Origin of the sequence: Sphingopyxis sp., from assembly GCF_036402335.1 — a bacterium.
Lineage (GTDB): Bacteria > Pseudomonadota > Alphaproteobacteria > Sphingomonadales > Sphingomonadaceae > Sphingopyxis.
Window position 1 is genome coordinate 1 of record NZ_DASWTD010000408.1, and the last position, 15,746, is coordinate 15,746.

13 protein-coding genes are annotated in these 15,746 nt (G+C 62.9%); 6 read left to right on the forward strand and 7 right to left on the reverse strand.

What is annotated here, in order from left to right; genetic code table 11:
* The first annotated feature begins 37 nt into the window (after positions 1-37).
* Entirely contained in the window at positions 38-463 is a 426-nt protein-coding gene (locus VGD20_RS13140) for a VOC family protein (protein WP_331134880.1), read from the forward strand.
* Positions 464-476: 13 nt separating this feature from the next.
* On the opposite strand, the gene VGD20_RS13145 is transcribed toward VGD20_RS13140, so the two are convergent.
* Positions 477-857, reverse strand: coding sequence for a RidA family protein (locus tag VGD20_RS13145; RefSeq protein WP_331134881.1), 381 nt, complete (start codon positions 855-857; stop codon positions 477-479).
* Positions 858-940: 83 nt separating this feature from the next.
* Between VGD20_RS13145 and VGD20_RS13150 the strand changes: the two genes are divergently transcribed.
* The gene (locus VGD20_RS13150) at positions 941-1,435 is read left to right on the forward strand and encodes a YdeI/OmpD-associated family protein (RefSeq protein WP_331134882.1); all 495 of its coding nucleotides are present in this window, start codon (positions 941-943) and stop codon (positions 1,433-1,435) included.
* Between the two features lie 139 nt (positions 1,436-1,574).
* Here the strand turns inward: VGD20_RS13150 and VGD20_RS13155 are convergent, their stop codons facing one another.
* Positions 1,575-2,855 carry a DUF5690 family protein gene (locus VGD20_RS13155; RefSeq protein ID WP_331134883.1) on the reverse strand — a complete coding sequence of 427 codons (1,281 nt, stop codon included), beginning with the start codon at positions 2,853-2,855 and terminating at the stop codon, positions 1,575-1,577.
* Positions 2,852-4,990 (reverse strand): phosphocholine-specific phospholipase C, encoded by a 2,139-nt coding sequence (locus VGD20_RS13160; protein WP_331134884.1) that lies wholly within the window; start codon positions 4,988-4,990, stop codon positions 2,852-2,854. Before VGD20_RS13160 ends, VGD20_RS13155 begins: the two co-directional genes overlap by 4 nt.
* Before the next feature lie 155 nt (positions 4,991-5,145).
* Here VGD20_RS13160 and VGD20_RS13165 point away from each other — a divergent pair, with 155 nt between their 5' ends.
* From VGD20_RS13165 to VGD20_RS13175, 3 genes are all read left to right on the forward strand, one after another.
* Entirely contained in the window at positions 5,146-5,664 is a 519-nt protein-coding gene (locus tag VGD20_RS13165) for an HD domain-containing protein (RefSeq protein WP_331134885.1), read from the forward strand.
* 259 nt (positions 5,665-5,923) lie between these two features.
* The gene (locus VGD20_RS13170) at positions 5,924-8,767 is read left to right on the forward strand and encodes a TonB-dependent receptor (RefSeq protein WP_331134886.1); all 2,844 of its coding nucleotides are present in this window, start codon (positions 5,924-5,926) and stop codon (positions 8,765-8,767) included.
* A gap of 142 nt (positions 8,768-8,909) precedes the next feature.
* On the forward strand, positions 8,910-9,680 hold the full coding sequence (locus tag VGD20_RS13175; RefSeq protein ID WP_331134887.1) for a UTRA domain-containing protein: 771 nt from the start codon (positions 8,910-8,912) through the stop codon (positions 9,678-9,680).
* A 129-nt stretch (positions 9,681-9,809) separates the two neighbouring features.
* On the opposite strand, the gene VGD20_RS13180 is transcribed toward VGD20_RS13175, so the two are convergent.
* Genes VGD20_RS13180 through VGD20_RS13195 form a run of 4 tightly spaced genes read right to left on the reverse strand, consistent with a single transcriptional unit; the run spans position 9,810 to position 15,054 of the window.
* The gene (locus VGD20_RS13180; protein WP_331134888.1) at positions 9,810-11,132 is read right to left on the reverse strand and encodes a citrate:proton symporter; all 1,323 of its coding nucleotides are present in this window, start codon (positions 11,130-11,132) and stop codon (positions 9,810-9,812) included.
* Between the two features lie 10 nt (positions 11,133-11,142).
* The gene (locus VGD20_RS13185; protein WP_331134889.1) at positions 11,143-11,451 is read right to left on the reverse strand and encodes a DUF4387 domain-containing protein; all 309 of its coding nucleotides are present in this window, start codon (positions 11,449-11,451) and stop codon (positions 11,143-11,145) included.
* Entirely contained in the window at positions 11,435-12,832 is a 1,398-nt protein-coding gene (locus VGD20_RS13190; protein WP_331134890.1) for an acyclic terpene utilization AtuA family protein, read from the reverse strand. The genes VGD20_RS13185 and VGD20_RS13190 overlap by 17 nt, the downstream gene beginning before the upstream one ends.
* Positions 12,829-15,054, reverse strand: coding sequence for a TonB-dependent receptor (locus VGD20_RS13195; RefSeq protein WP_331134891.1), 2,226 nt, complete (start codon positions 15,052-15,054; stop codon positions 12,829-12,831). The genes VGD20_RS13190 and VGD20_RS13195 overlap by 4 nt, the downstream gene beginning before the upstream one ends.
* A gap of 155 nt (positions 15,055-15,209) precedes the next feature.
* Between VGD20_RS13195 and VGD20_RS13200 the strand changes: the two genes are divergently transcribed.
* A partial coding sequence (locus tag VGD20_RS13200) for a cyclic nucleotide-binding domain-containing protein (RefSeq protein WP_331134892.1) occupies positions 15,210-15,746 on the forward strand: 537 nt, incomplete at its 3' end.

Sequence of the window (15,746 nt, forward strand, 5' to 3'; positions counted from 1 at the left end):
GGACTCCGTCAGCCGCCGATATCCAGGGAACGCAGACATGCCCGACCTCGCCCCCTTCCACTTCGCCTTTCCGGTCGACGATCTCGACGCGGCGCGCCATTTCTATGGCACCATACTTGGCTGTCCAGAGGGACGCAGCACCAGCGAATGGATCGACTTCAACCTTTACGGGCACCAGATCGTCGCGCATTGCGTCGGTACAAAGGGCGATGCGGTCGCGGGACATAATCCGGTCGATGGCCACGCGGTCCCCGTTCCGCATTTCGGCGTCGTGCTGCCGCCGGCCGAATGGCGCGCACTCTCCGATCGCCTGCAGGGGCACGGTGTTGTATTCGTGATCGAACCGCACACCCGCTTCCCCGGCCAGGCCGGTGAACAGTCGACGATGTTCTTTCACGATCCGTCGGGCAACGCGCTCGAATTCAAGGCATTTGCGGACCTCGGCCAACTGTTCGCAAAATAGGCGGGCGCCGCAGCTAGGCCGTTGCTTCGCCACCGGGCAGGGCTATCGCCTCAATCTCGATCCGGAATCCGAAGTGCAGCGGCCCCGTGGGGACCACGCTTCGCGACGGCCGCGTTGCGCCGAAGAACGTGCCATACAGCGCGTCCAGTTCGTCCCAGTCGCCGATATCGCGGAGATAGACCGTCGTCTTGATAACCTGCGCCAGACCGGAGCCCGCATCGGCCAGCACATTTTCCAGATTCCGGAGCGCCTGCTCGGCCTGCGCCCGGAAAGGCGCTTCCGCCAGCGACGTATCGCGGCCGGGCCGCAGCGGCAGTTGGCCCGAGATGAAGATGAGGCCGCCGCCGGCCGTAAACGGCGAATAATGCGGGCCGCCGGTCTTTTGGGAACTCATTTTGCAACCTCCGGGTTGGGGGGGCCGTCATGGGGCAGAATCCTTGTCGCCCGTTCCGACCATAATGTGTAGCCTCGCAAAGAATGAAATTCAGGACAAAAATCAAACTCAGGGGGATCAATCCCTATGTCATGGTGAGCCCCGCGCGTGCGCTGCGTATCAAGGCGGACTGGAAAAAGCCCATGCCCGTCCTCATACAGGTCAATGGACAGCCCGATCCCGCCTGGCCGGTCAACCTGATGCCGGCGGGCGACGGAAGCTTCTATCTCTATCTGGATGGCGTCGTCCGCAAGGCCTCGGGCACGGGGGTAGGCGACATGGTCGAAGTGTCGATCGCATTCGACCGCGAATATCGAAGCGGTCCGCAACATGACATGCTTCCCGAGTTCGCCGCGCGCCTCGACGAAGACCCTTTGACCAAGGCCCGGTGGGAAGGCCTCCCTCCCAGCCTCAGGAAGGAAGTTCTGCGTTATCTGGCCAATCTGAAATCGGATGCGGCACGGCAACGAAATGTCGAGCGCGCCATTCGTGTCCTGGGCGGTTCCAGGGAAAGATTCCTCGCCCGGGAGTGGAACTGAGCGCGCCGACGAGCGCGGTTCCCGCCTCACCGATGGCTGCCCTGCTTTCGACAAGCTGCCAGACCTCAATGTAGAAAATCCGGCTGCTTTCAGCCGCTCTCATACAGACGCATATGCGAAAATCCGATGTCGATAGGCTTTATCGACCACGCGAAAAATAGACCGCGGAAGCGAGTGTGAGCAGGCCAACCAAGAGAGCGGTCGCGTAAGCGCAGTTCACGTAGAAGGACAACCAGTCCATCGTCGGCGCTGCGAGGCTGCGATAAAGGAGCAGCGCGACGCTGCCGGCATAGCCCGATGCGTCGGCGATATAGATCAGGAAACCGGCGTTGCCCGCGCGGCCGATCGCCGCGATCATCCGGTCGAAAAGCATAGCGTTGAACGGTGTATAGGCGAGATAGAGCCCCGCACCCGTCAGTACCATCCAGGTTAACGGCGCGATCAGATGCGCCTGAAAGGCCAGCGTCGACAGTCCCAGCAAAAGCGCGCCGATAATGATGATCCCGTGCATCGCGAGCAGCGCGCGCAGATTGTCGCGGACCAGCATCAACGATCCGAGCGCCGCCAGCGCCGCGACCGCGACCGGAATTTCGCTTTCGATAAACACCGACGCAACATTGCGATAGCCAAGCCCGATCCAGATTTCGGCCGCGAAATTATCGCGGAAATCGCGAAGCGCGGTCAGAAGGACATAACCGAGCACAAGCAGAACGAGCGCAAGTCCGTGATCGCGGAGGAATGCGGCGCGGTCGGCGCGGAGCATAGGTACGCGAACCGTCCGCTCGGCTTCGTCGCGCGCGTCGGGCGGGGGCAGCATTTCGAGCGCCCAGACCGACAGCAACAGCAAGGGGAAGAAGAGCGCGCCGGTCGCCGCGGGCATCCAATATTCGCTGATGCCGGCGTGCATCAGCATCATCGCGACCATCTTCACCGCTCCCGACGACAGGATGAAGCTGGCGCACAGCAGCGCGCCCATCATCTCCGACGTTCGCCGTCCTTCGAGATAGCTGAAGACCAATCCCCAGATCATGCCCAATGGCAAACCGTTGAAAAACAGGCAGACGATCGCGAACGGCGGTGGCACGAGCGCGAAGAGGATCAACGCGAGCCAGGAAATGCCGATCAACGCGACGATCGCCCATGCCCGCCCCGTGCGGCCGATTTCGGCGATGACGCGGATGCCGATCAGCTTCGACAGCGCGTAACCAAGCACCTGCGCGATCAGCAGCGCGGTCTTGTAGTCAATTGCAAAGCCCCAACCGGCGACATCGACATAGGTCGCGGCGGCGAACGGCTTGCGAAAGGCATACATCGAGAAATAGGCGCAGAAGCCCGCAATCCCGGCAAAGGTCGCGAACAGCGGCGCCGGCCACCGGCGCATCAGCGCGGTAAGCGGCCGCTCGGCGGACGTACCCGTCACAGGCGCATCGTTCCGATCGCGGGGTCAGTCAGGCCGGCGCGGCCGGTTTCAAGCTTGCCGGCGAAATGGCGAAGGAACTCCGGATCGCGTGCCCAGCGAACGGCGAGATCGTACCAATTGTCGTCGTTTGCCAGATTCCAGCGGTCGCGGACGGTGGCGCCCGGCGCAACCTGGACCCGGCGTGCGCCCGTTTTCGCCGATGCATAGGCGGCATCGAAACGAACATCGAACAGGAGCGGCCCGGCGCTGCGATTGACGAACAGCAATTCCACCGCGCCTTCTTCGGGCAGGCGGATCAGCGAAATGTCCGGCACCGATCCGGACAATGCCCCCGCATAACGCTGATGGAGCCCGTCCGGACCCTTGACGGTAAGGTCATAGCTGGCGCCGGCTACGCCGTCCTTGTGCCAATGCTCGCTCTCCAGCTGGTCACCCGCACCGACAGTGAAGTGCCACGGCCCGTGCGCGTCGCTGTTGTCGTAAACTGCGAGCGCGGCACCTGCTCGCCCGCGATTGGTCATTTTCAACCGGAAGCCGCCCGCCGGCGTGATACTGCCCGCGATGTCGATATCGTAGGGCAGCGGCCGTGCGCGGCGCTGTCCAGCCATCTGCCTGGTCGGTGCCTGCGCCGCCGGAATCGCATTAGCCGAACCGGCCTTCGACCGGGCGATGCGGTCGAGGAAATTGTCGGTCCCCGGCAATTCGAGCGTCGACCAGTCGCGGTTGGGATTGGCGAAGTCGAGCGCCGAGGTCAGGTCGCCGCACACCGACCGGCGCCACGCGCTGATATTGGGCTCCTGCACCCCGAACCGCCGCTCCATGAACTGGAGGACCGAGGTGTGATCGAAAAGTTCGGAGCAGACGAAGCCGCCGCGGCTCCACGGCGACACGATGATCGCGGGCACCCGCACGCCGAGGCCGATCGGATGCCGCCCCGGGTTCGCGACCTTCTCCGCGCCATAATGTTTCGCTTCGCCGTCGACCGCGATCGTGCTCGCGCCCTGCTCCGCCGACAGCGGCGGGACGGGCGACGGCATATGGTCGTAAAAGCCGCCACTCTCGTCGTAGTTGATGATGAACACGGTACGCGCGAACATCTCCGGGTGGTCGACGAGCGCTTCGATCAGCTTCGCGGCAACATGCTCGCCGCGCGACGGTTCGGCCTCGGGATGTTCGGACAGGTCCTCGGCGGTGACAATCCACGAGATTTGCGGAAGCGTCCCGCCCGCCAGGTCGGCGCGAAACGCCTCGACGAGCTGCTCGCCGTCGGACCGCGTCCGGTCGGCGCCCGTTTTATGCTCGCTGACCCACGCGCGGCCGCGGCGATAAAGATCCGAATCGCGATCGCACGGCCGGAAGGCGGGGAAGATCGACAGCAGATTGTCGCCGTAATTGTCATATTCCTGATAGACCTTCCAGCTGACCCCCGCCTCCTGGAGCCGCTCGGCATAGGTAGTCCAGCCGAAGGCACCGGGGCGAAGCGGCTTGTCCGTCGCCATGTCGGCGCTTGGCGTCTCGTCCTCGCCATAGTTGGTCATTTCGGGATCGCCACCGACCGTTCCACCGCCATTGCAGCCGCTGAACAGATGCAGGCGGTTGGGGTAGGTCTGCGTCAGCGTCGAGCAATGATAGGCGTCGCAAATGGTAAAAGCGTTGGCGAGCGCATAATAGAAGGGCAGATCCGACGGGCCATAGTGCAGCATGCGTTTGTGGAGTTCGCGCGTCGCGCCCCACCGGTCGCATCGCCCGCCGTTGAAAATGGTGAGGTTCGCCTGGTGCCCCTGCGCCGAGCCGTCGACGGTGAGCGACTGGCTCGCCTTCGAATCGCCATGATAGGGCAGGACATGGCCGTCGGGATGTTCATCACTCGGCTGCGCCCAGATGGAACGCCCGCCCGGGATGCGCGCCGGACGAGGATCGCCAAAACCGCGTACGCCGCTCAGCATACCGAAATAATGATCGAACGAGCGGTTCTCCTGCATGAAGACAACGATATGCTCGACGTCCTTTATTGTGCCCGTCGCATGATGCGCGGGAATCGCCATCGCGCGTTCGATCAGCCCCGGCAGCATCGCCATCGTCGCGCCGGCGGCGACAGCACCCTTCAGAAAATTCCGTCTGCTCGCATCGCTCATTGTCCAAGCCCTCGATTTCCCGCGCGACCCTTATGTCGCGCTGGCGTCATAAAACTGGTATAGTCCAAAAAGACTACAGATTGACGACAAGCTCTTCCCACATGGATGTGACAGGAGATCCAATGACCCGGACGGTAATCGACGATATTTTTGCAATGTTCCTTGAATTCGGCGCGGTCCATTATGGCGAGGACGTAACGCAGCTCGAACATGTCCTGCAGGCGGCGTATTGCGCGCGCGAAGATGATGCACCCGACAGCCTGATCGCCGCAGCGCTGCTGCACGATATCGGCCAGTTCATGAACGACGCCGGAAATGCCGCTGAAAAACGAGGGATAGATGCGCGTCACGAGATCAGCGGCGCAGAATTCCTCGCCCGATATTTCCCCGCTGAAGTGGTCGAGCCGGTGCGTCTCCACGTCGATGCCAAACGCTATCTCTGCGCGGTAGAGCCGGGCTATCTCGAAGATCTCAGCCGCGCATCCACGATCAGCCTCGCGCTTCAGGGCGGCGTCTATTCACCCGCCGAGGCGGCCGAGTTCACCGCCCGCCCCTATTCTTCCGAAGCGGTCCGCCTGCGCCGTTATGACGATATGGGCAAGCGTCAGGACTGGGATGTGCCGCCGCTCGAAACTTATCGCAGCCTGCTCGAAGCGCAGCTGATTTCTGGATAATAATCGTTTCTAAACATATATTTATATTCATTTTCCGGCGAAAATTGTTTGCGATACCGGGGCTGTAACGCGTCTGTCACCACAAACTGGTTTATACCAAATTACAGGCGAAGCCCGAGTCGGAGCATATCGACGATCGAAAGCATTGCCGCTCACGCCAACCCCGACGGCAATTGTCGCGGGGAATGGACGGGCTTTGCCTGCAACCCCCGGCCGGTCCCGGCCGGGAAACGTCATTTCGGATATTGGGGATTTTCCTATGGCCATTCACCATCGGGCGGAGCGACGGGCGCTCCTCAAATTGTCGGTCGCGTCCTTGGCGCTTGTCGTCATTCCGGGCGCCGCTCGCGCCGCCGACGCCGCTGCTCCGGCAACGGCACCGGTCGACGCCGCGGACGGCGCCGGATCGGACACCATCTATGTCTATGGCCAGCGCCTCAGCACGACGGTCGCGATCGAGGAAAAGCGCAAGGCCGATAATGTCGTCGAAGTGATTTCCGCCGACGACCTCGGCAAGCTTCCCGATGCCAATGTCGCCGACGCGCTCGGCCGCGTTCCCGGCGTGTCGGTCATCGTCAACCAGGACACGGGCGAAGGCGAATATGTCGCAATCCGCGGCCTGTCAGGCACCTATAATGCCGTCAGCATCAACGGCATCCGGGTCGCGCAGACCGATCCGGGCAGCCGCGACGTGTCGCTGAACGTGCTGCCCCCGAACGGCCTGGCCGCGATCCGCGTAACCAAGACGCTGACCCCCGACCAGGACGGCGACGCGATCGGCGGCACGATCGATTTCCGCACCCCGACCGCGTTCGATTTCAAGGACGGCACGATCGTGCGGCTTTACGCGAGCGGCGGGTTCAACGAACAGGCGCGCAAGGCCGACGAACCGTCAGCGACCTACCAGGGTCAGGTCGATTTCGGCACTCGCTTCGCCGACGATCGCTTCGGGATTTTCGTCTCGGCCAACTACGGCGTTTCGCACGGCAACGGTCAGGAAACCGAAAATGACGGCGAATGGGAACCCTACAAGTGGCGCAAGGATTCCGAGGAACCGATCGACGAACGGAACATGCACCTGCCGGGCATCGACCTCGACTATCGCCGGCTCAAGCAGACGCGCTACGGCGGCAATTTCTCGCTCGACTTTCGCGGCGACACGACCCAGCTTTATCTGCGCGGGCAATTCTCGCGGCAAAAGCTGCGCGGCACCAACGACCTCACCGACTATAATAATATCGACACCCCGCGCCTGACGCAGGTCGACGAGGATGATACGGCGCTGGCGCAGCCCGAGGACATGATCACCGGCCGCGACGACCGCGGCAACATCTATGGCTATAGCATCGGCCAGATCGTCGATACCGACGGCGACGGCGTGATCACCGACGCCGACCGCGCCGACGAGGGTCTCTGGTCCTTGAATGGACGCTCGGGCGTCTGGGATCCGCGCAATTTCGAATTCGCGCGCAACTTCGAGACGATCGACCGCAACCAGACGCTCGGCACGATCAACTTCGGCGGCACGAGCCAGTTCGGCCGATTGAAGCTCGACTATGACGTGAGCTACAGCGGCGGCGAGCGGTCGTCGCCGAACAGTTTCGAGGTCGCCTATGCATGCGGCGAGGACCCGGTCTGCGTCACGCCGCAGACTGGCATCGACTGGGTATCGAACGACCCGCGCTTTCCGCACGCCAGCCTGCCCGCCTACGCCCAGTCGGTCGAGCGCGATTCGAGCCTGCTCGTCTTCGACGGCGCCGAACTCAGCCGCGACAAGCAGACTGACAAGCGGATCGCGGCACGCATCGACGCGCGCTACGACTTCGAAGGCGTGCTCGACTATGTGAAATTCGGCGCGAAATTCACGCGGTCGCGCCGCAGCTATGACTATACGCCGATCTGGGAAGGCGACCTGCTCAATGCCGATCAGAGCTTGGCGGAATCGGGCCTCGTCGACAAGGAAGTGACCAGCATCCTGCGCGGCGAATATTATTATGGCGATGTGTTCGATCGCGATGCCGTTGCCGCGGCGATCAAGGCCGCCATGGCGGGCGACGGCGGCGACGGAGCTCCATCCGAGACCGACCTGCTGGAGGACGACAAGCGCAGCACCGAAAAGGTCTATGCCGCCTATGCCCTCGCGCATTTCACGGCCGGGCCGCTGCAGGCGATCGCCGGCGGACGCTTCGAACGCCGCGAGACGCATAATGAATTCTGGATCGACGATGGCGATGAAAGCGGTTTCGGGACGACCGACCGCGGCTACAGCGTCTTCCTGCCGAGCGTCACGGCCATCTACCGGCCCGACGACCGGCAGGTCTATCGCGCCGCGATCTGGACCGGCTATTCACCCCCTGAATATGGCTATATCTCGGCCGGCCGCTCGGTCACCCGCGAACCGGGCACCGGCGAGATCATCGCGATCAGCCAGGGCAACCCCGACCTCAAGGCGGCGCGGTCGATCAATGCTGACCTCTCGGCCGAATATTATATCGACCGCAGCAGCATGATCTCCGCCGGTCTCTTCTATAAGCATATCAAGAATTTCATCTTCACCAACGGCAGCCAGGTCGACGCTCCTACCCAAAGCGGGCGGATCGAGATCACCCAGCCGCAGAATGGCGAGACCGCCGAAATCTATGGGCTGGAGCTCAATCTGATCAAAAGCTTCGAAGGGCTCGCAGCGCCCTTCGACGGCTTCGGGTTCGAGGGCAATGTGACGGTGCAGCACAGCGCTGCGTCGACCGGCCAGCCGTATCGGAACGGCGCCGAGATCCGGTTCATCAATACGCCGCACCTGCTCTACAACGCATCGCTCACCTACCAGAAATACGGGATCGAGGCGAAGCTGTCCTATAATTACCGCGGCAAGTTCATCGAATCGCTGCGCGACAATGCGGTCGACAAATGGGTACGGCCGAACCGCAGCCTCGACCTGCACACACGGTATAATTTCACCAGTCGCTTCGCCGTGGACTTCGATGTTTCGAACCTGCTTAACGACTATAAATATTACACGACCAAGGGCGACAATCCCACCTACATGAAGGATTATATGGAAGCGGGCCGCACCTTCCTGCTCCGCGGCAGCTATATTTTCTAGGATCGGGTTGCGAAATGTTGCGGGCGCGGGATAGCAGAGCTGTCCCGCGCCCTTGTTCGCTTCTTGACCCCTTCAAGGCGCCCCTGCCATGACACACCGGCGAGCTGCTCCGGCCTCGTCCCATCCTGTAGCCAGGCGTTCAATGCGAAAGACGACCGACATCATTACCTGGACCAGCGAGACAGGCCCGACGGACGGACCGCAATATCTTGCCCTTCGCAACCAGATCGCGCTCAGCATCGAGATGGGCAAGCTGCCGCCCGGCGCAAAATTGCCGTCCGAGCGGACGTTGCAGACCGGGTCGGGCGCCGCGCGCGGCACGATCCGCGAAGCGCTGTTCCAGCTCGAGGCCGAGGGTCTGATCTATCGCCGCGACCGCAGCGGCTGGTATGTCTCGCCGCCGGCCGTCACCTATGACCCGACCCGCTGGGCGGGATTCATGACCTATGTCGCCGAACAGGGACGCACGCCTGCCACCGCGACGATCGCAACGGAGACGGTGCCCGCGAGTTCGGCCGTCGCTGACATTTTCCGCGTCGCGCCGGGAACCCCGCTCCATCTGGTCACCCGCCTGCGCTCGATCGACGGCCGCCCGGTGCTCATGGAACAGATCACCGTCGATCCCGCGCTGGCGCCGGGGCTGTTTTCGCATTCGCTCGACGGATCGCTCTCGCAGATATTGATGACGCAATATGGCCTGCGGGTATCGCGCAACCGCGTCGACATGCGCCCCTGTGCGCTGACCCGTGAAGCGGCAGACGCGCTTGGCGCCAAGTCGGGAACGCCGGGCCTACTCGTCGTTCGCACCAGCTTCGATCCCGACGGGCGCGTGGTCGAATATGACCAGGAATATTGGCGCCACGATTCGATCCGCGTGCACGTCGATCTGAACGTCCGGACCGAAAACTCTTAGCAACGCAGGCTATCGGCCGTTTTCCAAGCGTCCGAAAAACGTCGCGCTCCATCCGCCTCAGCACCGGTTGCGGTCAGTCAGCTTTCCGATACCGGACAAACGAAGCGAACACTTGCAATGATCAATATCTTACCTTGCAAGCGGAACGACCCCGAACAAGAGCGCGGCCGCGATCAGCACGAAGCATAGAGCCAGGCAGTATTTCCAAGCGTAGCGCTGAAGGTCACCCAGTTCGATCCCGAGCAAGGCGCATTTGAGATAGACGGCAGCCACCAGGGGGCTGAGCGAGTGCATCGGCTGGCCGAGCAGCGACGCCCTGCCGATCTCTTCAGCAGAAATACCATAGTGGCTCGCGGTTTCGGCAAGCACCGGCACGACCCCGAAATAGAAGGCGTCGCTCGACAGGAAGAAGTTCATCGGAATCGACAGAAGCGCCGTGATGACGCCCAGATAGGGCCCGATTGCAGGCGGCAATATGTCGAGGATGGCCTTTGCCATCGCATCGATCATGCCGGTACCCGACATCACGCCGGTGAAGGCACCCGCTGCCAGCACCATGACACCGACACTGAGGGCATTGCCGGCATGTGCCGTGAGGCGCGTACGCTGATCGGCCAGCTTGGGGTAATTGACCACCAGCGCGGCCGAGAGCCCGCCCATGAACAGGATCGGGAGCGGCGCAAAGCGGATGATGACGAGTGCCATCAGTGTCAACGTCAGCGCGAGGTTGAACCAGATCAGCCCGGGCCGGAGCGCTGCAGGGTCTGCCTGGAAAATTTCGGCAATGCGGTCGGCGTCGAGGGTTCCGGCCGGCGCGTCCGGCGACGTCGCGGCAGCGCCCAGCCGCGCACGCTCGCGTCGCCCCATCCACCACGCCAGCAGGAACACCGATGTGAGCCCGGTCGCTGCAACCGGCAGCATCGGGATGAAGAGCGACGACGGATCGACATGCAGCGAAGCCGCGACGCGCGCGGCGGGGCCGCCCCATGGGCTCATGTTCATGATGATGAAGGAGAGGCTGCCGATGACCGCGAAAATCATCACGTCGATACCTAGCCGGCGATACACCGGCAGCATCGACGATACGCCGACGAGCGCGGTCGTCGTGCCATCGCCATCGAGACCGACCGCACTCGCGAGCGTTGCGTGTCCGACGGTGGCACGCGCCGGATCGTTGCCGACCCATGCGATGATCCGGTTGACGAGCGGCTGGAACAAACCGGCGTCGATCATGATTCCGAAATAGAGGATCGCGAAGATCAGCATGACGGCCGTCGTTGCCACCTTGGTCACGCCGTCCATCATCATCGCACCCGTCTCCGCGCCCGTTCCGGCAAGGAACGAAAACAGGAGCGGTACAAAGACCAGCGCCGGCACCGCCGTCATGCGCCGCGACATGACGAGTACCATGAACAGGATGACCATCGAGAAGCCGAGAAAAGCGGATGACATGCGCTATCCCCTATTCAATTTCGACGGACAGCAGCGGCACGAAATATTGGCCGGCATGCGAGTCTACATCTTGCGGCGAGCCTTGCACGGCCGGGCGCGGGAAGCTCACCTTGACGACATGGATCCCGGGCAAGCGAAACTGCCGGATCGCATTTTCCGAAACCCCGAAAAGCGATGCGATGGCACGCGGCGCAAGCGCTGGCGAGCGGGCGATCCGATCGAAAGACGCCTCGTCGTCGCAGAAGATGTCGATGGTGACCCAGAAGGGGCCCGCACTCTTCGAGCGGATATATTTCGCGACATCACCAAGCTTCGCCATGCAACACCCCCTCACCAATCGTCTCAAAATGCGTTCGCGCGAGCGCGTCGGGGCGATCGACGTGGACGATGTGGTTGAGCTTGAATTCATAATGCCGGCCAAGCTCGACCTCCGCCGGCGAAAAGGGAAAAGCGAAACTCGGCAATGGATCGTCAGGGTTGAGCGGGAAATGCAGGAGCACGGGATTGCAATATTTGGCGATCTCCGTCGCGCGGTCTTGCGTATCGGCCCAGACGATGGTCATCAGCCCGATTTCGTGCGGGACATGTTCGGCCGGCACCGGATTGAGGGCATCCTTGCCATAGGCACGGAACTCGATCCCGTAGTCACCGTCGGCGATGCGCAGGACGTTCGCGATCCCGTGACGCAGATAAGCCTCGAGATTGGCGCGCCATTCATCGAACCGTGCGAGGAGCTTGGGATCGGCGATCGCGCTGAACACCATCGTCCGATAGCCCGTGCCTCCCGCCCCCTCGAGTTTGATCGTGTATGGCATCGTCTCGGCCCGCGAGTTGGTTACGCGGACGCGGCGACTGTCGAGCGCTTCGTAATGCGCGTCGGAAGCGTCGAGAACGACGCCGGGCTCCTTCAGCCGGAAGGGGTCGCTGTTCTCGTACAGCAGATGGGCAGAAACCGTATAGGGTGTGCAACTATTGTCCGCATCGAGAGGCTCGATCTCGAACCCTTGCGCGTCGACGGTGAAGAACACACCGCCCCTCCGCGTCTCGACCGTGCAAAGGCCGCCGCACTCGGCGGTCTTGGCGGCATGCCAGGACGCTCCGGCCGGCAGCCCCCGCATGAGCGGCACGGCCGACAGGACCGCGGTGTCGGTCGTTCGCCCCGAGAGCACGATATCCGCGCCTTTCCCGATTGCGTCGGCAAGCGGCTCGTAGCCGAGCAGCCCCACGATATGGTCGCATTCGGCGATGCGCTCAGCCGTCAGCGGCAAAGCGGGGTCAAGCGGCGCGATCTTCCCGGCCTCCAGATAAGGACGCAGCGCGGCAGGCTCGATCTCGGAGTAAACGAGCGCCAGCCGCGCGGTCAGTCCCTCTTCGCGCGCGATCTCGCGCGCGATGCCGGCCATCCAGTCCACCCCGGCGTCGGTCCCCGACGTGCCGCACGACCCGACGAGAAGCGGCACGCCCAACCTGTCGCGTGCCAGCATAAGCTGCCGGAGGTCGTGCTTCGTCGCGGCGCGCGTCATCTTCGACGTCGCGGTCCCCAGATAATGCGGCCCGCTGTCGGTCGATCCGCCGTCGACGGCGAGGCAATCGGGACCGAGCGCGACGCCGCGATCGAATGCACCGGCCAGGCAGCCGGCACCGAGCACGCCCGACGGCACGAGCACCTTGCAAGTCACGGGATTTTCGTTCCCGCTCACTGGAATTTCGCCCGCAGGGTCACGCCGAGCTGACGCGGCGCGCCATATTGGACATATTGGTAGAACCCACCGTTGGTCTGCCAGATCCGATAGACCTTGTCGGTCAGATTATGGCCCCAGAGCTGGACCGAATAGCGGTCGTCGAAATTATAGGTGATGCTGGCGTCCCAAAGCGTCCTCGGCTTGCGATACTCCTTGAAGTCGTTGATATTATTCTCGAACGCGTCGCTCTGATAGTCCATCACGACCTCGGCGCGCAGCCAGCCCCATGACGCGTCGCGCGAGCTCTGCAGGCCGACCGCCGCGTTCACCGCATGCTTCGGCGTCCGGCTCATCCGGTTGCCCGCACCGTCGACAAAGGTCGGATTGCCGCTCGCGTCGAAGCCCGCGGTCTGGATGAAGCGCGAAAAATAGGGGTGGAGATAAGTGTAGCGCACCGTTGCATCGAACCAGGAAACCGGCGCCAGAATGAACTCGCTCTCGACGCCCTTGATCGTCGCATCGGCGGAGTCGACCGTCACGCGCGTGCCCGTCGGGCCCTGCGTGAGGTCGGGCACGACCTTGATCGTCTGAAAATCGCGATAATCCATCCAGAAGGCCGACACGTTGGCGCGCAGCGAGCGGTCGAACCAATCGGTCTTCACGCCGATCTCATAGTTGGTGAGGCGTTCGGGATCGGTCGGCGTACGGGCAAGCGTGGCCGAGCCGGGCTGTTCCTGGAACGCCCCCGATTTGAAGCCGGTCGACACGGTGGCGAAGGCGAAGACATTGTCGCTGAGGCGATAGTCGGCGCCGACGCGGTAGGTGAAGACCCCCTTGTCGAAAACACCCGGCGTCGTCTCGGTGTCGTAGCTCGTCGCCGGAGCCGCCAGCGCGCCCTGGAGGCGCTTCGCACGATATTCCTTGTGCTCCTTCGTGTAGCGGCCGCCGGCGAAGAAGCGCAGGCCGAAATCAAACTTATACTGTGCCTCGCCGAACACGGCGTAGCTGTCGTTTGTCGAATGACCGAAAAAGCGGTTGATCGTCGTCGGCGTCGCCGACTGCTGCGTCTCGCGCTCGCGGTATATCTGGTCGCGATTGTAGAAGAGACCCGCGACCCAGGTGAAGGGACCATCGCCCAGCGATGACAGACGGCTTTCGAGCGAATAACTGTCCGCCTGCTCCTTGGCGAGAGTCTGGAGACCGCTCACCGGAAGGCCGATCGCGGCATTGGTCGCGGCGTTCGTTCCGTCGAGATCGCTCGAAAAATCATAGTCGAGCGTGCGCCAGGCCGCGACGGTCGTCCAGTTGGCGAACCCGAGCGCGTCGGTCGAGAGCTCGGCGCGCGCACCGCCCGTCTTCGATTTGGTGAAGCCGAGCCGGTCGGGATTGGCACGCCGCGGATCGGCATAGTCGGCATAGCCCTTTCCCGGCGTGAAGGGATTGAGCAGGACGTTGAAACGCGAGCTGTCCGACAGATCCTGATTGGCGACATCGCCCGTCAGGAGGAGCCAGGTATCGGGGCCAAGGTCGGCACGAACATGGAGCCGGGCGCTCAGCTTGTTCTCGTCGTCGAGGGCGCGGCCGTCGAATGTTTTGCGAAAACCGTCATTGGTCACCGCGCCGAGTGTCAGGCGCGCCGCAAGCCCATCGGTGACCGGCGCATTGAGCATCAGATTGCCGTTCATCTGGCCATATTCGCCGAAGGTCAGCTGCGCATTGGCTTCGGCATGGTCGACGGGCTTGGCGGTCACAAAATTGACCGAGCCCGCGACCACATTTTTGCCCCAGAGCGTTCCTTGCGGCCCCTTCAGCACCTCGACGCGCTCCATGTCGTAGAAATCGATGCCGAGCATCGCGGCGCGGCCGAGATAGACGCCGTCGAGAAAGGCAACCGATGACGGATCGCCGCCCGCACCTTGGTTGCTGCTGCCGACGCCGCGGAAGAACGGCCGCGGCGCGGCTTTGGGAAAGGCATCGAAATTGATGCCCGGAGTGGCCTGGGCCAGCCGGCTGAAATCGGTAATGCCCTTTTCTTCGAGCTGGTTGCCGGAAAAAGCCGTGACGGTGATGGGCGCGCTCTGCAGCGACTCCTCGCGCCGCCGGGCCGTCACGATGATGTCTTCGATCCCCGTATTTTCATCCGCGCCGGCATCGGCCGTCTCCTGCGCCATGACGGGGGCCGCAATGGCGATGAAAAATGCGCTCGATGCGCGCAGGATGTTGCGTGTGGTCGGTGTCATATAGCCCTCTCCCATTGCCCGGCCGGCTTGAGCCGATCGCGATTCGGGGGCTGTGTGCACCGGATGACCCGCGCAGCCATGACACCTATGTTACATGGCTCCAAGATTGGCCCGTGCTATGACCCGGCTAGCGGGAGAGAAGAAGAACAGGATCGATGCAACGGATCATCACCCATGAAAACTGGATCGGCGACCTGCCCGATCCGGTGCGCGACGCCGTGCTGGCCCGGATGGTCGAGCGCGTGGTAGAGCCGGGCGACGTCATCGCCGAGGCGGGCCGCGACGCCACGCGCATCTTTCAGGTCGTCGAAGGCTATGTCCGGCTCACCGGCCTCCACGAGGACGGCAGCGAGGCGCTGATCACCATCTATGTCGCGGGCAATTGTTACGCCGAGACGGCCATGGTCTCACGGCGTCCCTACAATCACAGCTCGTTCGCGATGGTGCGGAGCCGGATCCGCGTCCTGCACGAACGCGACTTCTGGGATCTCTATCATAGGCACAGCGCTATTCCCGAAGCGCTTTGCCGAAAATTCTCCGACGCGATCAGCCGCCAGCTTGCGGCGCGCGAAATGCGCGCGACGACGCGGCTCCGTACCCAGATAGCCAATATGTTCGCCGACTTTGCCGAGCGCTGCGCCGGCGGCCCAAGGCCCGGTGAGATCGGCCTCGATTTCCCCTTCACGCAGACC